The following is a 21,797-nucleotide window of genomic DNA, read 5'->3' on the forward strand; positions in this document are numbered from 1 at the left end:
CCGGGGCTCAAACCCGGGTGGTTTCGTAGTACTTCTTGACCCGTTCGGTCAGTGCGTAGCCACCGCCCCGCTCCGGAAGAGGCAAAGGCTCCACCACCGCCTGGGTTTCAGGGGCAGAGGGGCGTGACCCGATGGTGGCCACGGCGGCGAGCGCACCGACAGCGCCGGCACCGGCAAAAAAACGACGTCGCTGCACGGTGGGCGCAGCGGTCTGGACGGGTTGGGTCATGTGGAGTCTCCTGAGGACGCAATGAACGGCATCACCCCCGAATCTACGCGCCAACCCCACCCACTCACAAGGGCCTGAAGATCGCCCTCACCCGTTGCCTGCGGCTCAAGCGCCAAGCAGTGCCCCTTGTGTTGGCCAATGAGATGCCCCCAGGCGTTGTCCCAAGCAAATTTCAGACCAGACCACACCACCGACGTATGCACGCTTGTGCCAATGTTCGAGCAAGCGTTGCCACATCGACACCGACAACCCGCCCACGTGTCGCGACAATTTGTCGCACCCCCTTGCGGCACCATTGCAAACGACCTCCTGGGGTTTCCACTGACTCGCCAACCCCAATACCCAAGTAATTTACTCAGCTGAATATCGGCATGAACACCCCCCTCTTCCCCGAAAAATTGGCCGAAGGCTGGCCCGATTGGTCCATCCTCATCGTGGACGACGAGCAGGGCATGCGAAATTTCCTGGTCAAAACCCTGGCCCCGAGATGCCATTTCGTGATGAGTGCGGGCAGCGCCGAAGAAGGCATGGAGTGGTTGAGCAGCCACCATGTGGACCTGGTCATCCTCGACATCTCCTTGCCCGGCCGGGACGGGGTGACCTGGCTCAAGGAACTGCGTGCGCAGGGTTGTTCGGCCGAGGTGATCCTGATCACCGCGTTTGCCGACCTGGACACCGCCATCGAGGCCTTGCGGGCTGGCGCATCCGACTTCATCCTCAAGCCATTCCGCGTGCCGCAAATCCTCAATGCGGTCAAGAAATGCGTGGAGCGCAGCCACCTGCGCCGCGAGAACTACGTGCTGCGCCGCGGGCTGCACGAAGCACAGTCCCAGCACAGTGCGCTGGTCGGCCAATCGGCCTGCATGCAGCAGCTGCGCGACGCCATCGATCGCGTGGCCCAGGTGGACAGCACCGTACTGATCCAGGGCGAGTCGGGCACCGGCAAGGAGCTGGTGGCCCGTGAACTGCATGCCCGCAGCCCGCGCCGGGAGGGGCCCTTCGTGCCGCTCAACTGTGCGGCGCTGTCGCCCGAGCTGATGGAGATGGAGCTGTTCGGGCATGCACACCAGCATGCAAGCCGCGGCATGGAACCCGCCCGCAACGGCCTGTTCTACTACGCCCAAGGCGGCACGCTGTTCCTCGACGAAGTGGCCGAACTGCCGTTGACCGTGCAGGCCACGCTGCTGCGCACCATCGAAGAACTGACGTTCCGCCCCGTGGGCGGTGTGCAGCGCGTGCCGGTCAACGTGCGGCTGATCGCGGCCACCAACCGCTCGCTGGATCAGGCGGTGGCCCAGGGGCGTTTTCGTGCGGACCTGTACTACCGCCTGCAGGTGGTGGACCTTCGCCTGCCCCCGCTGCGCGACCACAAGGAAGACCTCGCCCCGCTGTTCAACCACTTTGTGCAGCAGTTGGCCCCGCGGCTGGGGCAACCGCCTTTGCTACTGTCTGACGCGGAGGCCGCGTACCTCAGCCAATACGACTGGCCCGGCAACTGCCGCGAACTGCGCAACCTGGTGGAACGTTCACTCATCCTCGGTTCGCTCAACGTGTCGGCGCTGTACCCCGGCTCGGGCAGCCCCAAGGCACTTCCCGCCACCACCGACCTGGCCACCCTGGAAAAGCAGCACATCCTGTCGGTGCTGGAGTCTGTGGGCGGCGACAAGACCCAGGCGGCCCGCTTGCTGGGCGTCTCGCGCCGCACGCTGGAGCGGCGGGTGGCCGACTGGAGCCAGGCATGACGCCCCCTCCCCATCGCCCCAGGGGGGCCATGCGCCACTGGCTGGAACGCTCGGTGCGCCACAAGCTGCTGGCCATGGCGCTGGGGCCGCTGGTGGTGGTGTTTCCCTTGTTGGTGCTGGCGCTCAGCCTGTGGGGGTCGGTCACCTATGACCGCCTGCTGATCACCAAGGTCCGCAGCGACCTGGCGGTGGCCCGCGGCCATTTCGATCAGGTGCTGGGCAACGTGGGCGCAGGCACCCGGGCGGTGGCCGAATCACACCGGCTGCACCAGCTGCTGGACCACACACCGGTGCCGGACGCGGTGCAAGCCCTGCTGCACACCGAGCGCGAGCGGCTGGGGCTGGACTTCCTGCGCTGGCAGCCCCTGGGAGGGCCAGCCCCCGATCCCGCCCAGCAGCTGCCTGTGGCCGTGCTGAGTGCGCTGCGTGACGACGCCAAACCCGAACGGGCGCAACTGAAAGTGCTGGCCCCGGCGGACCTGCAGCAACTGGCACCCGAGCTGATGCACCGCCTCGCCATCCCGCTGCTGCCCACGCCCAATGCCGCCCACAGCGACCGGGAGCGCGAGAACCGGGCCATGGTGGCCGTGGCGGTGCGACTGGTTCACGATGGGCAAGACCGCCCCGTGGGCCTGCTGGCGGGCGGGGTGCTGCTCAACCAGAACCTGGACTTTGTGGACCACATCAACCACCTCGTCTACCCCGAAGGTTCACTGCCGTTTGGCAGCCAGGGCACGGCCACGCTGTTCCTGGACGACGTGCGCATCACCACCAACGTCCGGCTGTTTCAGGACCAGCGCGCCATCGGCACCCGGGTGTCGCAAGCCGTGCGCCAGGCGGTGCTGGACGAGGGGCGCACCTGGCTGGACCGCGCCTTTGTGGTCAACGACTGGTATGTCAGCGCCTACGAGCCGCTGCTCGACGCCGACGACCAGCGCATCGGCATGCTGTACGTGGGCTTCCTGGAACAGCCCTTTCGCTGGGTGCGACTGGCGTTGCTGGGGCTGATGGCCTTGATCTTTCTGATCACCATGGCGTTCGCCGCCCGCTTCTCGCTTCGCTGGGCACGCAGCATCTTCCGCCCCGTGGAGCGCATGAACCGCACCATGCAGCGCGTGCAGGACGGCAACGACGCCGCCCGCGTGGGCCCGCTGGCCGCGCAGGACGAACTGGGGGCCCTGGCCAGCCACCTGGACCAATTGCTCGACCGCATGGCGGAAAAAACCGATGCCCTGCAACGCTGGGGCCAGGAGCTGGACCAGCGCGTGGCCGAACGCACGGCCGAGCTGGCCGCCAGCAACGCCTCGCTGCAACGCACGCAGCAGCAACTGGTCAAGAGCGAAAAGCTGGCCGTCATGGGCCAGTTGGCGGCCAGCGTGGCGCATGAAATCAACAACCCCATCGCCGTCATGCAGGGCAACCTGGACTTGATGCGCGACACCCTGGGGCCCGCAGCCGCACCCGTGCTGGCCGAAATGCGGTTGCTGGACGAACAGATCGAGCGCATGCGGCTGATCGTGCAACAGCTGCTGCAACACGCCCGTCCGGAGGAATACGCGGGGTACGTCGAGCCGCTGGACGTCAACGACACGGTGCGTGCCTGCCTGGTGCTGGTCAACCACCGGCTGGCCCAGACGCGCATTGCGGTGGTGCAGCGGTTGGAGGCCCGACACCGGGTGGCGTGCAACCGGCAGGAGCTTCAGCAGGTGGTCATCAACCTGCTGATCAACGCCATCGGTGCCATGCCCCAGGGCGGAACGCTGACCCTGGCCACCCACGACACGCCCGAGGGCACCTGCATTGAAGTGCACGACAGCGGCCCCGGCCTGAGCCCCGAGGTGCAGCAGCGGCTGTTCCAACCCTTCTTCACCACACGGCGTGACGGCAACGGCCTGGGGTTGTGGATCAGCCTGGGGCTGGTGGAACGTTACGGCGGCGACATCCGCGCCGCCAACCACATCGACGGCCCGGGCGCGGTGTTCACCATCTGCCTGCCAGATTCAACAAATCAATAGCAAACAATTCAATCAAATAAAGCGGTAGAGGCAAATTTTTATTCAAAACTCAGGCCAGCATATCGAAGCCCTGGGCCTCGACGCTGACAAAGGCCTGCGTCAGCACCGCCAGCGCGGCGTAAAAGCGCGCCCGCGGGTGGGCGCCCACCTCCTCGCACAAGGCAGGCACCCAGGTTTGCACATGGGTCGTGAAAAACCGGCGTTGCTCGGTGAGGTTGGCCACCGCCACGTCGTCGCCCGCGATGAGGTAGCGCATGACCTCGAACACATAGGCCACGTGGTCTTCGGTTTCGGGCATCTGCTCGTCGCGGGTCAGGCCCAGGCGATCCAGGTCCGCCCGAAGCGCGGCCAGGGGCTTCTCGTTCAGGAAGCCCGCCAGGTGGTGTGACGCATAGGGGGCCACCTCGGGCTTGCCCACACCGCCGAACAAGGCGTCAAACTCGTCGGCCACGGCCGCCGCATCCAGCGTGCGGGCCACGCCCACCAGCTGTTGCCAAGGCTCCTGCAGAAAACCACCGGGCACGGGGGTCTCGGTCACCGCCACCTGGAGCTGGGCCATCAGCTCGGTGTCGGGCGGGGCGTAATACAGGTGCGACAGCAAACCGTACAACTCGGCGCGGGCCACCTCCTCGTCCAGGGCGGCTTGGGCATGCAGGTTCAGATCGGTCATGGCGGATGGACGGGGAAAAAGGAATCAAAGGTCGGTGATGCGCACTTCGCCGGAGGACGAATACAGGTCCACCACACGGCAATCGCCGCACATTTTCAGCCGCTCCAGCGCCTCCCCCTGGAACATGGCGTGCCCGGCCAGGCGGCCCAGCATGGCTTCGATGCCTTGCAGGGTGCCAAAGGGCTTTTGGCAGCGAACGCAGCGGTAGGGCTGTGCCTCGTGCAACACCCGGGCGCGCGAGCGGGCCTCGTTCAGCCACAGGCGCGGCTGCAAGCTCAGGGCCTGCTCGGGGCAGGTCTTGACGCACAGGCCGCACTGCACGCAGTTTTTCTCGATGAAACGCAGCTGTGGCGACTCGCGGTTGTCTTGCAGGGCCGACGCCGGGCAGGCGCTCACACAGGCCATGCACAGGGTGCAGCGTGACGCCTCCACCGCCACCGCGCCCCACGGGGCCACGGCGGGCAAGGGCACGGCGTCGGGTGGGGTCTGCGCCTGCAGCACCGGGGCTTGTTGCTGCAAGGCATCCAGCGCCAGCTCCAGGGTGGCCCGTTTGTCGGCTTGCCAGCCGAAGCCCGCGGGGCGTGCCACCGTCTGCGCCGGTGGGGCCTGAAGGGCTGCGTCCAGCTCGGCCAGGTCACGGGCATCCCTCACCTCCAGCAGGCGCAAGTGCTCGCCCGAGTAGCCCAAGCCGGTCATCAGCGCCTGGGCAACGGCCATCTGTTGGCGCAAGGCCTCGCGGTATTGGGGGGCCTCGGCCCCGGTCATCAGCACCCAGACCTGCGACGCGCCTTGGGCCAGGGCAGCCAGCCAGGCGTCCAAGCCCAGCGAGGCGGCGTGCCACACCGCGAAGGGAATCACACGGGCAGGCACCCCGTGCACCGCAGGGTCGAGCGAGGCGGCACGGCCCAGGTCTTGCAGCAACGCGGCCCCGGCCTCTTGCTGGTGAATCAACAACACCGCGTCGCGCCCACCGGCGCGGGCATGGGTTGACAGCAGGGTTTTGATGCGCACCCCCTGGTCCGGCACCCGGGGGTAGGCGTAGGTCAGCGCCCCCGTGGGGCACACGGTGGTGCAGGTGCCACACCCCACGCACAGGTGGGGGTTGACCTCGATGCGCTGCTGCCGCAACTGGCTGGTGATGGCCGACGCCGAGCACAGCTCCACGCAGGCATTGCAACCCAACTGCGCATTGCGGCCATGGGCGCACAGCGCGGCCTTGTATTGGAAGAATCGGGGTTTTTCGAACTCGCCCACCGCGTCGCGCAGCGCCACCACGGTGGACAGGGTGCGGGACACGTCGGCGTTTGCAGGCAGGTGCCAGTACCCCTGGGGCGGTTGGTGCTGGCTGAACGCGGGGCTGTCGCGAAGGTCCAGCACCAGGTCGAACCGGTCTTCCGGCTGCTGTGCCGCCCGTCCGAAATGGATGGCCCCCGCCACCTCGCAGCGCTGCACACAGGCCCGGTGGTTGTCACAACGGGACAGGTCGATCTGGTAGTCCAACCCGATGGCCCCTTCGGGGCAGGCCGCCACACAGGCGTTGCAGCGGGTGCACAGGTCCAGGTCAATGGGGTTGGTGGTTTCGCGCACCAGGGTGAACGCCCCCAGCCAGCCAGTGAGCGACTGCACCCGCCCGGCCAACACCGGCCAGGGTCGGGCCTGTTGCCCTGCGCCGCCCGTGGCCAGCAGGGTCACGTCCAGCACATCGGCCACCTGGCGGGCCAGGGCCTCGGCGCGTTCCAGCGGGCCGATGACCAGCAGACGCCCCTGGCTGGCAAACGTCACGGTGGGCACCGGTTCGGGATCGGGCAAACGTGCAGCGGCCAGCAGCGCGGCCATCTTGGGGGTGGCGGCCCGCCCTTGTCGGCCCCAGCCTGCGGTTTCACGCAGGTTCACGAAGCGAATGGGCCGCACGTCCAGCGGAACCGCCCCTTCGGTCTGCTCGGCCAGTTCGGTGAACAGGCGCTGCTCCTGGGTGCAGGCCACCACCAACGCGTCGGGGCGACAGGCGGCTTTCTGGAACGCAGGCGCGTCGCGACGGCACAGGGCGTGGTGAACCGTCAGCGGCTCATCCAGCACCCGGCCCAGGGCCTGGGGGTCCAGCGGCAGGGTCTGGTTGCAGGAGCAGATCAGCGTGGTCATGGGGCGTGGTCGTGGGTTCGGGCGGAGGGGACGGCTCGGCCAGCGCCGTCTCGCCAGGGAGGTCGGCGGCGGGCATGGCAGGCGCTTCAGCCGTGGGGGCCGGCGGGTTCGACAGGCGGGTGTGATCGAAGAAGGGCGAGGACAGCATCTCCGCCACCACCTCGGGTTCGATGGGGCTGGGAATGGAGTAGTCGTCGATGTAGATGTCCAAGCCGTCCATGACGTTGAAGCGCGGATCGGCAAACAGCTTCTTCATCGCGGCATTGCGGACCTGTGTGGACACGCCACGGGCCACAAAGCGGGAAAAGTCGGCTTCGGGGGTCAACGCCGCCACGTCGGCCAGGGTGGGCAGGTCGGGCGTTGGAGTGGCCGTGGCGAGGGTGGGCGGCGGCTCTAGCAGCTCTAGCGGAGCCGGGGTGGCCTCGGCCTGCGCCACTGGCGGCGGCGCGGACACGGCCACCGCAGGCACCACCGGAGCCGCGGGTGGCCGGGACTCGGCCTTGCGCCGCGACCACCGGCTGAAAAAACCGTCTTCAGCCGCCATGACCATCCCCCTCGCCGCCTTGGCCACGGCCCCCTTTGCGTCGGCCTGACGCATCGGTGGAAATGCTGACCGGGTTGCCAAAGCGATCCGTCAACGACTGGAAGCTCTGGGGCCGCTGGCGTCGCTTGGGCTCGGGGCGGTAGTGGGTGTCGGTGAAGTCGCGCAGCCAGGCCACCACGTCGGGCGGGGCATCCACGCGGTCCACCTGCTCCTGGGCGTCCAGCCAGCGACCGGCGTCGTGGTAGCTGAGGGTGACCTCCAGCGGCACGGCCACGGGCTCAGGCTCGCCGGGCAGATCCTCCAGCCGCCACATCACCCACCAGCAGGGCTGGTCGGTGCTCAGGTTGAGGAACAGGCCTTCGGCATCGTCGCGGTGCAGCGCCACTTCGCGCCCGGTGTGCATCCACAGCGCGCCGTCGTCGTGCCGCTCCACACACGCCGAGTGGGGCAACCCGGGGGCGTGCGGCCACACGCCCACCAGCACCCAGCGCCAGGGCTGCCAGCGCGCCATGGGGCCGGGCACCCGCTCGCGGCGGAACTGCACCTGCACAGGAAGGACCGGAACGTCGGCCATGGCCTGCCTTCAGGTCTCTTTGGAAATCTTGATGCTGGGGAACTTGGACGAAAAGTCCTTGGCCCGCTGCGCGATCTTGATGGCCACCTGCCGCGCCACCGCCTTGTAGATGTGGGCGATTTCGCCGTCAGGATCGACCACCACCGTGGGTTTGCCCGAGTCGGCCTGCACCCGAATCTGCATGTTCAGCGGCAGCGCACCCAGGTGGTCCATGCCGAATTCGGCCGCCATGCGCTTGCCACCATCGGCACCAAAGATGTGTTCGGTGTGGCCGCAGTTGGGGCAGCAGTACACGGCCATGTTTTCCACGATGCCGAGGATGGGCACGCCCACCTTCTCGAACATCTTGATGCCCTTGCGGGCGTCCAGCAGGGCAATGTCCTGCGGCGTGGTGACGATGACCGAGCCCGTGAGCGGCACCTTCTGGCTCAGGGTGAGCTGGATGTCGCCCGTGCCGGGGGGCATGTCCACCAGCAGGTAGTCCAGGTCTTTCCAGTTGGTCTGGCGCAGCAGTTGGTCCAGCGCCTGGGTGGCCATGGGGCCACGCCAGATCATGGCCTCGTCCTTGTCCACCAGGAAGCCGATGGACATGACCTGAAGGCCGTAGTTTTCCAGCGGCTCCATGGTCTGGCCGTCCAGGCTTTCGGGGCGGCCTTCGATGCCCATCATCATGGGTTGGCTGGGGCCGTAGATGTCGGCATCCAGAATGCCCACGCGGGCCCCTTCGGCGGCCAGCGCCAGCGCCAGGTTGACGGTGGTGGTGCTTTTGCCCACCCCCCCCTTGCCCGAGGCCACGGCCACGATGTTCTTGACGTTGGGCAGCAGGTTCACGCCCCGCTGCACCTGGTGGGCAATGATCTTGGAGCTGATCTGGACCGACACGTTGCCCACGCCCGGCACGCTGCGGGCGGCGGCAATCAGCGCCTGACGAAAGCCCGGGATCTGGCTGGCGGCGGGGTAGCCCAACTCCACGTCGAACGACACGTCGCCGTCCTGCACCTGCAGGTTTTTCAGGGCTTTGGTGGTGACGAAGTCTTTGCCGGTGTTGGGGTCAATCACCGTCTGAAGGGCGGCTTGAAGGGCGGACAGGAGCGTCTGGGGTTCGATGGTCATGCCCCAAAGTCTAGCCCGGCACGCCACTGAACCCCCACCCGCCCTCACGTGCCCTTGAAGCATGCAGTGGTTTTGCGTCCGCTCAGAGGTAGGTGGACGCCAGTCCGCCATCCACCGGCAGGTTGATGCCGCTGACCCACCGCGACTCGTCGGCGCACAAAAAGGCCACCACCGGGGCCACCTCGTCGGCCAGGGCCGGGCGTTTCATGCGGTGGGCGTCGGCCTGCACCCGGTCCTGACCCAGCATTTGCACAAAGTCGCCCAGGATGGGGGTGAACACCGGGCCGGGGGCCACGCAGTTCATGCGCACCCCGTGCTTCAGGAACCACGCCTGCGACTGGGTCACGGTCCAGACGATCAGCGCCTCCTTGAAGTACTGGTAGCAGGTCTCCTGCACCACCGGGTGTTTGGCCAGCCAGGCCAGCCCGGCTTCGAACGACGGGGTTTGGCCCAGCGCCTTGTGCACGTCCAGCCGCTGCGGCCACTCCGTCCCCAGGATGGACGAGATGTTGACGATGGCCCCGCCCTCGGGCAGGCGCTCCAGCGCCCGGGCGCACAGGTGGCGCAGGCCCAGGTAGTTGACGCGGGCCACCAGGTCCACCGGGGCGGTGCCGGGCACCCCGGCGATGTTGCACAGCGCATCGAAGCGCTCGGGCAGTTGTTTGAACGCCGCGTCAATGGTGCTCTGCTCCGACAGGTCGGCCTTGACGAAGCCGTCCAGCGTGATGGATGGGTCGTTGCGGTCCACGCCCACCACGCGGGCCCCGTTCAGGCGGAGGTAGCGGGCCGTTTCGGCCCCGATGCCCGAGCTCACGCCCGTGATGACGATGGTTTTGCCTTGCAATTGCATGGGGATCTCCTTGGGGGTTCAGGGCAGCAGCTCGAAGCGGCCATCGGCCACGCGCAGCATCACCGCGCCGCGGGGGTCGAAGCCGTTGTGGTCGTCGCGCGTGTAGTTCAAAACGCCGTGAGACACGGCCAGCTCTTTCTCGCTCTCCAGCGCCTCACGCAGCGCGGCGCGGAAGACCGGGGTGCCGGGTTTGGCCTTTTTCAGGGCCAGCGGCACGATGCGTTGCAGCACCAGCAGGGCGTCGTAGGCGTGGGCGCCAAACTGCGTGCGCGACAGTGCGCCGTGTTTGGCCTCGTAGGCCCCCACATACGCCAGCGCCGGGGCCTTGATGGGGCTGGTGCCCGCCAGTTGCTCGGCCACCAGCATGGGACCGGCGGGCAGCACGGTGCCGTTCATGGCCTTGCCGCCCACCCGCAGCAGGTCGGGCGAGGCCGCGCCGTGGGTCTGGTAGATGGGGCCGCTCCAACCCCGTTCGCGCAGGTTGATCTGCGGCATGGCCCCGGCCGACCCGGCGGCCACGATCAGCACCGCATCGGGCTTGGCCGCCGCCACGCGCACCGCCTGGGCGGTGATGGCGGTGTCGGTGGGCGCAAACCGCTCGGTGGCCACCACCTCCAGCCCGGAGGCCTTGGCAGCGGCCCCAAAGGCGCCCAGCCACATCTCGCCATACCCCTCGTTCCAGCCCAGGAAGGCCACGCGTTTGACCTTGTCGGCCCCCATGCGGCGCACCAGGGTGTCGGCCATCAGCGGCACCGGCTGGGCCAGTGCGTAGGTCCAGCTGTCGACCCCGCCCTTGAGGGGCAGCGGGGCAAAGGCCAGTTGAACGGTTTTGGCCTCGGTGGCCACCTGGGCCACCGCCATGCCTTCGGGCACGCCCGAGGGGCCCAGCAGCAGGTCCACCTTGCTTTCGGTCAGCAGGCGGCGGGCGTTGCGGGTGGCGCCCACCGGGTCGGAGCCATCGTCCAGCACCACCAGCTGGAGTTTTTCGCCCGCGATCTGGTCGGGCCACAGGGCCAGCGAGGCCTTTTGCGGCAGGCCCAGCGAGGACAGCGGCCCCGTCAGCGACAGGTTGACGCCGATGTTGATGTCGGCCTGCGCCACGCCCAGCCCCAAGGCCAGGCCCACAGCCACACACACGCGTTGAAGTGAATGTTTCATGTGCACGTCTCCCATCGGGTTCAGAACGGGTACTGGGGCGCACGCGCCTTGATGGTGACCCACTGCCACTGCGTGAAGTCCTCCAGGTTGGCCGGGCCGCCAATGCGGCTGCCGTTGCCCGAGCAGCCGGTGCCGCCAAAGGGGTTGATGCACTCGTCGGCCACGGTCTGGTCGTTGATGTGCAGCATGCCGGCCTTGATGCGGTCGCCCACGGCCATGGCGCGGCCCATGTCGGGCGAAATCACGGCGGAGGACAGGCCGTACTCGGTCTGGTTGGCCAGGGCCACGGCCTCGTCGTCGGTGCTGAAGGTGGTGATGTTGGCCACGGGGCCGAACACCTCCTCCTCGAAGGCGCGCATGCCGGGCTTGACGCCCGAGAGCACGGTGGGCTTGAAGAACAGGCCGTCGTGGGTGCCCCCGGCTTCCAGCTTGGCCCCGGCGCGCACGCTGTCGTCCACGATGGCCTGGGCACGCGCCACCTGTTTGGCGTTGATCATGGGCCCGATGGCCACCTGTCCCGTGGGGTCGCCCACCGGCAGGTGGGTGGCCTTGGCCACCAGGCGTTCGATGACGGCGGGGGCAATCTTCTCGTGCAGCAGGATGCGGCCCGAGGCCATGCAAATCTGCCCCTGGTGCAGCCAGGCCCCGAAGGCGATGTTGCTGGCGGCCAGGTCGGGGTCGGCATCGTCCAGCACGATGAGCGGGCTCTTGCCGCCCAGCTCCAGCGACACCTTCTTGAGCAAACGGCCACAGGCCTCGCCGATCAGTCGCCCCACGGCGGTGGAGCCGGTGAACTGCACCATGCGCACCTCGGGGGCGTTGACCAGCGCCTGCCCGGCCTCGGGGCCGCCGGGCAGCACATGCAGCAGGCCCTTGGGCAGGCCAGCCTTTTCAAAGGCGCGGGCGATCAGCAGGCCACCGGTGATGGGGGTTTGCGGATCGGGCTTCAACACCACGGCATTGCCCACCGCCAGCGCCGGGGCCACCGAGCGCATGGACAGGATGAGCGGGAAGTTGAAGGGCGAAATGACGCCCACCACCCCCATGGGCACACGGCGGGCCAGGTTCATGCGCCCGGGCGTGCTGGGCAGGATGACACCCGCCGACTCCAGCACCTGCCCCGAGGCCAGGTAACACAGCGTGGCCGCCTCGTTCACCTCCAGCTGGGCCTTGGGCATGATGCCGCCGGTTTCGCGGGCGATGTGCACCGCAATGGCGTCGAACTCGGCCTTGAGGGCGTCGCCCGCGGCCCGCAGGATGTCGGCACGCTCACGCGGCGGGCGGGCCGCCCAGGCGGCTTGGGCGGCGGCGGCGTCGCGGGCGGCCTGGGCCACCTCGGCGGCGCTGGCCTGGCCCACGGTGCACAGGATCTGGCCGCTGGCCTTGTCCACCACGTCCAGCGTGGCGGCGGTGGCCACCCAACCGGCGGTGGTGTAGACCTTGTGGTGGAACACCTGGGGGTCGATCAAGGGGCTGGCGGGGGATGCACTCATGGCTTGTCTCCTGAACAAAAAGTGAGCAACGGGTTGGCGAACGGCGCGTTGTTTCGCAACGCATGTGCCAACCCCGCGCCACCACGTCCCTGCCGCGCCTCTTCACCCCAACCCGCGCCCTGCGAAACACCCGCCAAAACGGGGGTTTTCCCCAGGCAGCGGTGTTGCGATGCAGCACAGGGTTATCCCCAGCGCGGGCATTTCACCTCTGCATCAAACAATCAGGCCACCCCGCCCCCGCCTTTTCACCATTTGATGAACTCCCCCACCAAGAAGTCAGGCCGCATTTCGCTGGCCGAAGTGGCCCGCCAAACGGGCACCATGCTGCGCCGGGGGGACATTGCCCACTTCGACCGGGGCCAGGCCCCCACGCTGGCCGACCTGACGGAATCGCTGTTCTTCTCGCCGGGTGACGGGCGCATCTGGCTCAACGACCAGCGCATGCTGCTGCTGCACAGCTCGGCCATGGGGCACCTGCGGCGTGAACTCATCGACACCCTGGGCCTGGACCGCGCCCGGGGCTTGCTGACGCGGGCGGGTTACGTCTCGGGCGCACGCGATGCGCAACTGGTGCGCGAGCGCTGGCCCGAGCGCGATGCCGCCGCCGTGTTCATGGCCGGCACCCGCCTGCATTCGCTGGAAGGGGTGGTGAAGGTCACGCCGGTGGACTTTGATTTCGACATCGACAAAGGCACCTACCACGGCGAGTTCCTGTGGGAGCACTCCAGCGAGGACGATGAACACATTGCCGCCTACGGCCTGGGCACCGAACCGGCGTGCTGGTCGCAAGTGGGTTATGCCACCGGGTACGTGACCAGCCTGTTCGGACAGCTGGTGGTGTTTCGGGAGCTGGAGTGCCGCTCCATGGGGGCCAGCGTGTGCCGGGTGGTGGGCAAACACGCCGCCGCCTGGGGCGACGTGAGCGAGGACCTGCGCTACCTCCAGGCCAAAGACTTCCGCCGCCTGAACGAGGCACCCGCAGCCTCCACATCGCTGCCCCTGCCCGCCGCCGCCACGCCCTCCAAACCGGCGGACAAACACGAGCTGGTGGGGGCGTCGTCCGCCTTCAACGCCGCGTGCCACCAGCTGGCCCGCGTGGCCACCACCCAGGCCACGGTGCTGTTCACCGGTGAATCGGGCGTGGGCAAGGAGGCGTTTGCCCAGCGCCTGCACCACATCAGCCGCCGGGCGGCGCAACCGTTTGTGGCCGTGAACTGCGCGGCCATTCCTGAGACGCTGATCGAATCCGAGTTGTTCGGGGTGGAACGGGGGGCCTTCACCGGGGCCAGCCAGTCACGCCCAGGGCGGTTCGAGCGGGCGCATGGCGGCACGCTGTTCCTCGACGAAATCGGCACCCTGAGCCTGGTCAGCCAGGGCAAGCTGCTGCGGGCCCTGCAAGAAGGTGAGGTGGAGCGCGTGGGCGGCACCAAGACCCTGCGGGTGGACGTGCGCGTGGTGGCCGCCACCAACGTGGACCTGCAGGCCGAGGTGAAGGCCGGGCGTTTTCGGGAGGACCTGTACTACCGCCTCAACGTCTACCCCATCCACCTGCCGCCGTTGCGCGAGCGGCGCGACGACATCCCGCTGCTGATGAACCACTTCCTGCGCAGCGAGGCCCTGCGCCACGGGCGCACGGCCAGCGGCTTCACCCAGCGGGCGGTGCGGGCGCTGCTGCACTACCCGTTTCCGGGCAACATCCGCGAGCTGCAAAACCTGATCGAACGGGGCGTGATTTCGGCGGAGGAAGGCTCGGCCATCGACGTGGCCCACATGTTCCGCCGCGAGCAGCTCAACGACGAAGCCCTGCTGGCCATTGGCGGCCAAGGCCTGCTGACCACGGCCACCACCACCGACCCGACCCGAGCCCCCGGCCTGCTGGACCTGCTGCACCGCGCCCTGCCGGGCGACGCCACGGCGTCCGGCCCGCCCAGCGTGTCCTTGCACGCCCTGGAGCAACGCCTGCTGAACGAGGCGGTAGAGGCCGAAAACGGCAACCTCTCGGCCGCCGCCCGGCGCCTGGGGCTGACGCGTGCACAACTGGCGTACCGGCTGCAACACACGCCGCGCCAATGAACACTACTGTTTTGATAGCTGCTTACGCTTGATTTGAAAGCGCCAGAGGCTCAAAACAGGTCCACGTCCATGCCTTCCTTGACCTGTTCGATCAGCTCGCCGCGGGCCACCAGATCCTGGTAGCTGCACACCTGGTTGCGGCCATGGGATTTGGCGTAGTACACCGCCTCGTCGGCGCGGCCAAAGGCCTCGCTGGGGATGTCGTTGGGGTAGACCTTGGACACCCCGATGCTGGCGGTGATGGTGCCCACCTGCGGAAACCGGTAGCCCTGGATGGTGGTGCGCAACCGCTCCAGCACGCGCAGGGCGTCGGGCTCGTTGTCGCAGCGCATGAGCATCACGAACTCTTCGCCACCAAAGCGGTACAGCTGGTCGCTGTAGCGAAAACACGAGCGCATGAGGCGGGCCACCAGCAGCAGCACCTCGTCACCGATCAGGTGGCCGTAGTTGTCGTTGACGCGTTTGAAATGGTCGATGTCCAGCACCGCCAACCAGGCCCCACGCTGGGCCGCCGCCTGCCGCCGCTCGGGGTTCAGGGTGGGCGACTGCACAGCCCCCAACCCCGCGGCGGCCTTGATGAAGGCCAGGTCGAAGGTCTTGCGGTTGAGCAGCTCGGTGAGGGTGTCTTTCTCGCCGTAGTCCAGCAGCGACACCACGTTGCCGTAGAAACGGAACAGGCCATGGAGCACCTCGCTGTTGGCAGGCTCCAACGCCTGGGCCGACTGCACCTCCATCAGCACCGACGACAGGCCCGACAGCGCAAACACCGTGGTGAACGGCCCCGAGCCCTCGGTCTGGATGTGTCCGGTCACCACCGCCTGTTGCAGCAGCGGGCGCGACGCCAGCAGCGGCAGGCTGGACCACAGCGGGTGCGGGTCCATCAGCGTGGCGTGTTCGTCGGTGACGGATTGGCTGAGCACCGGCATGCAGCGGTTGACCAGCCCTTCGGCCACCACCCGGTACAGGACCACGTGTTGAATCTGGCCTGGCAAGCACTGAAAAGCCAGCTTGACCAGGGCCTGTTCCAAGGCATCCCGGTCTCGCAGGCCTGTCATGGTGGCCAAACTGTGGGTCAGCGCTTTCATTTTTGTCATTGTTGAAGTGACACCAGCGTATCACGGGCTCCAACGCGCACCAATTCAGGGATTCACCCATCTGTGACCGCCAGACCACAGCAAGACGCGAGCCAATCCCTAAAATGCCTGGCTTTCCAGCCTGCATCTGCACCATGAGCACCCCACGCCGCCTGTTCGTCACCACCGCCCTGCCGTATGCCAACGGCCATTTCCACATCGGCCACATCATGGAGTACATCCAGGCCGACATCTGGGTGCGGTTCCAGCGCATGCGCGGGCACGAGGTCAACTTCGTCTGCGCCGACGACGCACACGGTGCGCCCATCATGATCGCCGCCGAAAAGGCGGGCGTCACGCCGCAGCAGTTCGTGGCCAACATCGCCGCGGGCCGCAAGCCCTACCTGGACGGTTTCCACATCAGTTTCGACAACTGGCACAGCACCGACGGCCCCGAGAACCACGAGCTGGCCCAGGCCGTCTACAAGGACCTGAAGGCCAACGGCCTGATCGAGACCCGCACCATCGAGCAGTTCTTCGACCCCGACAAGGCCATGTTCCTGCCCGACCGCTTCATCAAGGGCGAGTGCCCCAAGTGCGGCGCCAAGGACCAGTACGGCGACAACTGCGAGGTCTGCGGCGCCGTCTACGCGCCCACCGAGCTGAAGAACCCCTACTCCGCCCTGTCCGGGGCCACACCGGTGCTGAAACACTCGGACCACTTCTTCTTCAAGCTGTCGGACCCGCGCTGCCTGGATTTCCTGAAGACCTGGACCACCAGCGGTGCCGTGCAGCCCGAGGTGCTGAACAAGATCACCGAGTGGATCGCCCCCGGCGACGACGGCAAGCCCAAGATGGGCGACTGGGACATCAGCCGCGACGCGCCCTACTTCGGCATCGAGATTCCCGACGCGCCGGGCAAGTACTTTTATGTGTGGCTGGACGCGCCCATCGGCTACCTGGCCTCGCTGAAAAACCTGTTCGGCAAGCAAGGCAAGGATTACGAAGCCTTCATGGCCGACCCGGCCACCGAGCAATATCACTTCATTGGCAAGGACATCATCACCTTCCACACCCTGTTCTGGCCCGCCATGCTGCACTTCAGCGGTCGCAAGGTGCCCAACGCGGTGTTTGTGCACGGTTTCCTGACCATCAACAATGGCGAGAAGATGAGCAAGAGCCGGGGCACCGGCCTGGACCCGCTCAAGTACCTCAAACTGGGCATGAACCCCGAGTGGCTGCGCTACTACCTGGCCGCCAAGCTGAGCAACAAGAACGAAGACGTCGACTTCAACCAGGACGACTTCATGCTGCGCGTCAACAGCGACCTGGTGGGCAAGTTCGTCAACATCGTCAGCCGCTCGGCGGGCTTCCTCACCAAGCGTTTTGACGGCGTGCTGTCCACCGCCGCCGACGAGCAAGGTGCCGCGCTGCTGGCCGACATCCGCTCGGCAGCCGACACCGTGGCCACGCTCTACGAAGGCCGCGAGTACGGCAAGGCCATGCGCGACATCATGGCGCTGGCCGACCGCGTCAACGCCTACGTGGACCAGCACAAACCCTGGGACCTGGCCAAGGACCCTGCACAAAGCGAACGCCTGCACCAGGTGTGCTCGGTGCTGGTCAACGCCTTCACCCTGCTGGCGCGTTACCTGGCCCCCGTGCTGCCCTCGCTGGCCACCCGCGTGGCCGAGCTGACCGGGGCCGACCTGGGCACGTGGGGCGCGGTGGCCGCCGACGTGGCCCGCATCAACCCCTACCAGCACCTGATGCAGCGCGTGGACCCCAAGCAACTTGAAGCACTTTTTGAGCCTCCAGCGCTTGCAAATCAAGCGCAAGAAGCTACCAAAACAGAAGCAAACAACACCAAGAAGCCCGCGAAAGCCGCGGCCGCCCCCGCGGCTGATCCCAACGCCCCTGGCGGTGAAGCGCTGGCCCCCACCATTTCCATCGACGACTTTGCCAAGGTGGACCTGCGCATTGCCAAAATTCTGGCCTGCGAAGCGGTGGAAGGCAGCACCAAGCTGCTGCGCCTGACGCTGGACGTGGGTGAGAAGGACGAAGCCGGTCAGCCCAAGACCCGCAACGTGTTCAGCGGCATTGCCAGCATGTACCAGCCCGAACAACTGGCGGGCCTGCTGACCGTGGTGGTGGCCAACCTGGCCCCGCGCAAGATGAAGTTCGGCCTGTCCGAAGGCATGGTGCTGGCCGCCAGCCACGCCGATGAAGGGCAGACCCCCGGCATCTTTGTGCTGCAACCCTGGCCCGGTGCCACGCCGGGCATGCGCATTCACTGAGCGGGCACGGCACCGCTGGGCGTGGGTTGGACCCGGGGGACCCGGGTCACCCACCACGACGCCACCACCATCAACACCCCACCCAACCAGCCTTGGGGCGTGAGCGACTCACCCAGCCACACCACCGCCAGCAGCGCACCAAACAGCGGTTCGCTGCCCATCAGCAGCGCCACCTGGCTGGGCGGCGTACGCACCACCGCGTGGTTCTGGGCAAAAAACGCAAACACCGTGCACAGCAACACCAGGTAGGCCATGCCACCCCAGAACGCGGGCTGCACGGGCACAGGGTGGAAGGTCCACCCCTGCTGCACCACCAGCAGGGCCAGGGTGCCCAAGGTCATCGCCCCCATCTGCACGGCGGTGAGCGTGAGGGCGGGAAGCGGGTGGCGTTGACCATGCCGCCGCGTCAGGCACACCATCACGCCCCGCAGCAAGGCGGCCAGCACCATCAAGGCGTCGCCCCAGGCCCAGTCACCGCCACCGCCGTGCTGAAAGGCCAGCAACCCGGCCCCCACGCAGCACACGCCTGCCGCCCCCCACACCGCGGCGGCAGGCCGCTTCCCCAACAGCACCCATTCGCACAGCGGGGTGAAGGCCACGCACAGGCTGATGAGGAAGGCCGCCTTGGCCGCCGTGGTCAGCGACACGCCAAAGGTCTCCGCCACAAAAATGGCCAACAACACGCCCCCCAAACCGGCAGCGCCGCCAACCGCACGCCAATCCGGCTGGTGCAGCAAGGGCCGCAATGCGGGCAGCAGCACCAGAAAGGTCAGGCCAAAGCGCAGCACCAGAAACTCCAGCACCGGCAACTGCTGGGTGGCCACCTTGGCAGCCACGTAGCTGCCACCCCAGATGGCGGCCACCAGCAGCAACATGAGCTGCGCGGTGGTGTCCCCCGCAAAGACGGGGGCGGGGGCCGAGGTGGCGGGAGCAGCGGGGCGGGACATGCGGTTTTCTCCGTGTGAAACAAGGTGGGGATTGTCAAAACGCCACCCCAGCCGCACTAGACTGCCCGCCTGAACAGGAGATGTGCGTGGCGGGAACAAATGAGTGGGCAGGCGTGCTGCAAGAGCTGGTCACCTTCGTTCAGGTGGTGGAAGCAGGCGGGTTTTCTGCCGCGGCAAGGCGCTTGGGGCAGACGCCGTCGGCGGTCAGCCGCCAGATGGCCCGGCTGGAGCGCACGCTGGGGGTGCAACTGCTGCGCCGCTCCACCCGGCTGGTGCAGCCCACCGAGGCCGGGTTGGAGGTGTTTGCTCAAGGGCGCCAGATGGTGGCCGCCGCCCAGGCCGCGCTGGAAGTGGCCGAGGGCCACCAGCGCCTGCCCCAAGGGCAGGTGCGCATCAGCGCGCCCAAGGCGTTTGCCCGCCATGTGCTGCACCCGCACCTGCTGACGTTCATGGCCCAACACCCGGCGGTGGACGTGCACTTGGTGGTGACCGACCGCGACGTGGACCCGGTGCGCGAAGGGGTGGACCTGGTGGTGCGCCTGACCGAGCAGCCGCCACTGCACCTGGTGGCCCGACCCCTGATGCCGGTGCGCCAGATCCTGGTGGCCAGCCCCGCCTACTTGGCCCCACGGCCCGCCGTGGCCACCCCGCACGACCTGCTGCTGCACGACTGCCTGGCCCTGGGCGAACTGGAGCGCGATAACCGCTGGCAGCTGCAACGCGGCGCAGAAAGCGTGGAACTGTCGGTGAAGGGCCGCTACACCACCAACCACAGCGAGCTGCGGCTGGACGCCGCCTGCTCCGGGCTGGGCGTGGCCTGCGTGCCCGACTTCTTGGCCCGCAACGCCTTGCAGGCGGGCACCGTGGTGCCGGTGCTGCCCGACTGGAAGGTACAGGCCAACTACCAGGGCCTGGCCTTCCTGCTGTTTGCCCCCACCCGCCACAAGGTCCCCCGGGTGCGGGTGCTCATCGACCACCTGCTGGACGCCCTGGCCGCCCCGGTGGCCCCGACGATCCCCGATGCCTCAGATCAGCCCCCGGTGTAACGCCCCGGGCGGTGGTTGATCCACAAAAACACGTTCATCACCACCGCCGCCAGCACCGAGTAGGCCACCCGCTCCAGCGGCACGGCAAACACGGCCAGCATCAACACGGTGCAGTCGATCATCAGCTGCACCTGTCCGGCGCGGATGCCGTGGCGGTTTTGCACGTACAGCGACACGATGGTGGCCCCGCCCAGGCTGGACTTGTGCCGCGCCAGGAACAAGCACCCCGCCCCCAGCAGCAGCCCGCCCAGCACGGCGGCAAACACCGGGTTGAGGTGGTCCACATGCATCACATGCGGAAACAACTCGGTCAACGCCGACAGCAAGGCCACCGAGCAAAAGGTCTTCAGCGTGAACTCGCGGCCCATGCGCGTCCAGGCGAACCAGTAAAACGGCAGGTTGAGGGCAAAAAACAGCTTGCCGAAGGTGATGTCGCTGACGTAATGCAGCAAAAACGCCACGCCCGCCGTGCCCCCGGTCAACAGCCCCGCCTGCTGGAACAGCATGAGCGCCATGGCCACGAACAAGGTGCCCGCAAACAGGGCCTGCACGTCTTCGTGCAAGCTGTGGTGCAAGGTTGGAACCGGGGCGGCGGGTGTGGCAATGGACGAGGTGGACATGGCGACCAGGGATGGGGAAGCAAAATCAGGGTTTACCCGAATTGTGGCCGGGGCGCGTAGTGTCCTGCAAATGCCATGCCAGAAACCGACTGGCCACTGCACCGTCAGGGTTGTGCGCCGCAACCCGCCTTAAAATCGCGGGCTTCCCAGACCGCACTGCACCATGTCCATCTTCGCCCGCCCCCACTACACCTCCGACGCCACCGATTTCCTGGAGTCGCTCAAGGCCAGCCGCCCCGACCTGGAGCAGCGTCAGCGCGAAGGCCGCGCCCTGTTGTGGGACAAGGCCATCGACCGCACCGTGCAACAAGACCTGCAAGCCGGTCAGGTGGCCCAGAAGCCCTACCCCTACCAGGCCGGTCCTTCCGAGCACTGAGCCCCGCACCTGAATGACCGAGCCGACCGCCACCGACCTGCCCGAGGTGGTGGACCATGTGGCCGTGGCGCGGCTGTATGGCGAACCGCTGTTCGCCATGCCGCAGGACCTGTACATCCCGCCGGATGCGTTGCAGGTGTTCCTGGAGGCCTTTGAAGGGCCGCTGGACCTGCTGCTGTACCTGATCCGCAAGCAGAACTTCAACATCCTCGACATCCCCATGGCCGCCGTCACCCGGCAGTACCTGGGTTATGTGGAGGAAATCCGCGCCCGCAACCTGGAGCTGGCGGCGGAATACCTGCTGATGGCGGCCATGCTGATCGAAATCAAATCACGCATGCTGCTGCCCACCCGCACCACGGCAGAAGGTGAAGAGGTGGATGATCCCCGCGCCGAGCTGGTGCGCCGCCTGCTGGAGTACGAACGCATCAAACTGGCCGCCCAGCGCCTGAACGAGGTGCCGCAAATGGGCCGCGACATGCTGGCCGCGCAGGTGTATGTGGAGCAGTCGCTCACCCCGCGTTTTCCCGACGTGTCTGCCGACGACCTGCGGGCTGCCTGGGCTGACATCGTGCAGCGGGCCAAGCTGGTGCAGCACCACCACATCAGCCGCGAGGAACTGTCGGTGCGCGAGCACATGAGCCTCATCCTCAAGTCACTGCAGGGGCGGCGCTTTGTGGAGTTTGGCGACCTCTTCGACCCCAGCCGCGGCCTGCCCGTGCTGGTGGTGACCTTCATTGCCATGCTGGAACTGGCCAAGGAAACGCTGCTGGAGCTGACCCAGGCCGAGGCCTTTGCCCCCATTTACGTGCGCCTGGCCTACAGCCCCAGCTGAAAT

19 protein-coding genes are annotated in these 21,797 nt (G+C 67.3%); 7 read left to right on the plus strand and 12 right to left on the minus strand.

Translation table 11 applies throughout. The annotated features are described in order from the left end of the window. Positions 1-7 precede the first annotated feature (7 nt). A complete protein-coding gene (locus tag ACYVB7_RS06110) occupies positions 8-229 on the minus strand; it encodes a formate dehydrogenase (protein ID WP_460505794.1) in 222 nt (73 codons plus the stop codon). Between the two features lie 371 nt (positions 230-600). Here ACYVB7_RS06110 and ACYVB7_RS06115 point away from each other — a divergent pair, with 371 nt between their 5' ends. Together ACYVB7_RS06115 and ACYVB7_RS06120 are read left to right on the plus strand one after the other, a co-directional pair. Further along, positions 601-1,971, plus strand: a complete 1,371-nt coding sequence (locus ACYVB7_RS06115; protein ID WP_460505795.1) for a sigma-54-dependent transcriptional regulator — start codon at positions 601-603, stop codon at positions 1,969-1,971. Next, positions 1,968-3,986, plus strand: a complete 2,019-nt coding sequence (locus ACYVB7_RS06120) for a sensor histidine kinase (RefSeq protein ID WP_460505796.1) — start codon at positions 1,968-1,970, stop codon at positions 3,984-3,986. Before ACYVB7_RS06115 ends, ACYVB7_RS06120 begins: the two co-directional genes overlap by 4 nt. A 49-nt stretch (positions 3,987-4,035) precedes the next feature. Here ACYVB7_RS06120 and ACYVB7_RS06125 read toward each other — a convergent pair whose 3' ends face one another. From ACYVB7_RS06125 to ACYVB7_RS06160, 8 genes are all read right to left on the minus strand, one after another. Continuing rightward, positions 4,036-4,656 (minus strand): TorD/DmsD family molecular chaperone, encoded by a 621-nt coding sequence (locus tag ACYVB7_RS06125; RefSeq protein ID WP_460505797.1) that lies wholly within the window; start codon positions 4,654-4,656, stop codon positions 4,036-4,038. 24 nt (positions 4,657-4,680) lie between these two features. Next, on the minus strand, positions 4,681-6,795 hold the full coding sequence (locus ACYVB7_RS06130; protein WP_460505798.1) for a 4Fe-4S binding protein: 2,115 nt from the start codon (positions 6,793-6,795) through the stop codon (positions 4,681-4,683). Further along, on the minus strand, positions 6,722-7,339 hold the full coding sequence (locus ACYVB7_RS06135; protein ID WP_460505800.1) for a DUF3306 domain-containing protein: 618 nt from the start codon (positions 7,337-7,339) through the stop codon (positions 6,722-6,724). The genes ACYVB7_RS06130 and ACYVB7_RS06135 overlap by 74 nt, the downstream gene beginning before the upstream one ends. Then, the gene (locus tag ACYVB7_RS06140) at positions 7,329-7,913 is read right to left on the minus strand and encodes a DUF3305 domain-containing protein (protein ID WP_460505801.1); all 585 of its coding nucleotides are present in this window, start codon (positions 7,911-7,913) and stop codon (positions 7,329-7,331) included. The genes ACYVB7_RS06135 and ACYVB7_RS06140 overlap by 11 nt, the downstream gene beginning before the upstream one ends. 9 nt (positions 7,914-7,922) lie before the next feature. Further along, positions 7,923-9,026, minus strand: a complete 1,104-nt coding sequence (gene apbC / locus ACYVB7_RS06145; RefSeq protein WP_460505802.1) for an Mrp/NBP35 family ATP-binding protein — start codon at positions 9,024-9,026, stop codon at positions 7,923-7,925. Between the two features lie 82 nt (positions 9,027-9,108). Continuing rightward, positions 9,109-9,876: a coniferyl-alcohol dehydrogenase gene (locus ACYVB7_RS06150; protein WP_460505803.1), complete on the minus strand. Its 768-nt coding sequence runs from the start codon at positions 9,874-9,876 to the stop codon at positions 9,109-9,111. 18 nt (positions 9,877-9,894) lie between these two features. Continuing rightward, positions 9,895-11,034: an ABC transporter substrate-binding protein gene (locus ACYVB7_RS06155; RefSeq protein ID WP_460505805.1), complete on the minus strand. Its 1,140-nt coding sequence runs from the start codon at positions 11,032-11,034 to the stop codon at positions 9,895-9,897. Between the two features lie 20 nt (positions 11,035-11,054). Continuing rightward, a complete protein-coding gene (locus tag ACYVB7_RS06160) occupies positions 11,055-12,527 on the minus strand; it encodes a benzaldehyde dehydrogenase (RefSeq protein ID WP_460505806.1) in 1,473 nt (490 codons plus the stop codon). A gap of 255 nt (positions 12,528-12,782) precedes the next feature. Between ACYVB7_RS06160 and ACYVB7_RS06165 the strand changes: the two genes are divergently transcribed. Then, positions 12,783-14,600, plus strand: coding sequence for a sigma 54-interacting transcriptional regulator (locus tag ACYVB7_RS06165; RefSeq protein ID WP_460505808.1), 1,818 nt, complete (start codon positions 12,783-12,785; stop codon positions 14,598-14,600). 50 nt (positions 14,601-14,650) lie between these two features. On the opposite strand, the gene ACYVB7_RS06170 is transcribed toward ACYVB7_RS06165, so the two are convergent. Beyond that, positions 14,651-15,655 (minus strand): GGDEF domain-containing protein, encoded by a 1,005-nt coding sequence (locus ACYVB7_RS06170; RefSeq protein WP_460505810.1) that lies wholly within the window; start codon positions 15,653-15,655, stop codon positions 14,651-14,653. A gap of 173 nt (positions 15,656-15,828) precedes the next feature. Here ACYVB7_RS06170 and metG point away from each other — a divergent pair, with 173 nt between their 5' ends. Then, positions 15,829-17,970 (plus strand): methionine--tRNA ligase, encoded by a 2,142-nt coding sequence (gene metG / locus ACYVB7_RS06175; RefSeq protein WP_460505812.1) that lies wholly within the window; start codon positions 15,829-15,831, stop codon positions 17,968-17,970. Here metG and ACYVB7_RS06180 read toward each other — a convergent pair. After that, positions 17,964-18,917 carry a DMT family transporter gene (locus ACYVB7_RS06180; protein WP_460505814.1) on the minus strand — a complete coding sequence of 318 codons (954 nt, stop codon included), beginning with the start codon at positions 18,915-18,917 and terminating at the stop codon, positions 17,964-17,966. The two genes, metG and ACYVB7_RS06180, sit on opposite strands and share 7 nt — an antisense overlap. 86 nt (positions 18,918-19,003) lie before the next feature. On the opposite strand from ACYVB7_RS06180, the gene ACYVB7_RS06185 reads away from it, so the two are divergent. Continuing rightward, complete coding sequence (locus ACYVB7_RS06185; RefSeq protein ID WP_460505815.1) at positions 19,004-19,963, plus strand: LysR family transcriptional regulator; 960 nt, start codon at positions 19,004-19,006, stop codon at positions 19,961-19,963. Here the strand turns inward: ACYVB7_RS06185 and ACYVB7_RS06190 are convergent. After that, positions 19,948-20,583, minus strand: coding sequence for a YitT family protein (locus tag ACYVB7_RS06190; protein WP_460505817.1), 636 nt, complete (start codon positions 20,581-20,583; stop codon positions 19,948-19,950). The two genes, ACYVB7_RS06185 and ACYVB7_RS06190, sit on opposite strands and share 16 nt — an antisense overlap. 163 nt (positions 20,584-20,746) lie before the next feature. Here ACYVB7_RS06190 and ACYVB7_RS06195 point away from each other — a divergent pair, with 163 nt between their 5' ends. Both ACYVB7_RS06195 and ACYVB7_RS06200 read left to right on the plus strand, forming a co-directional pair. Next, a complete protein-coding gene (locus ACYVB7_RS06195) occupies positions 20,747-20,959 on the plus strand; it encodes a DUF3460 family protein (protein WP_460505819.1) in 213 nt (70 codons plus the stop codon). A 13-nt stretch (positions 20,960-20,972) separates the two neighbouring features. Continuing rightward, complete coding sequence (locus tag ACYVB7_RS06200) at positions 20,973-21,794, plus strand: segregation and condensation protein A (RefSeq protein ID WP_460505820.1); 822 nt, start codon at positions 20,973-20,975, stop codon at positions 21,792-21,794. Positions 21,795-21,797: the final 3 nt, after the last annotated feature.

The organism is Hydrogenophaga soli (assembly GCF_054777695.1).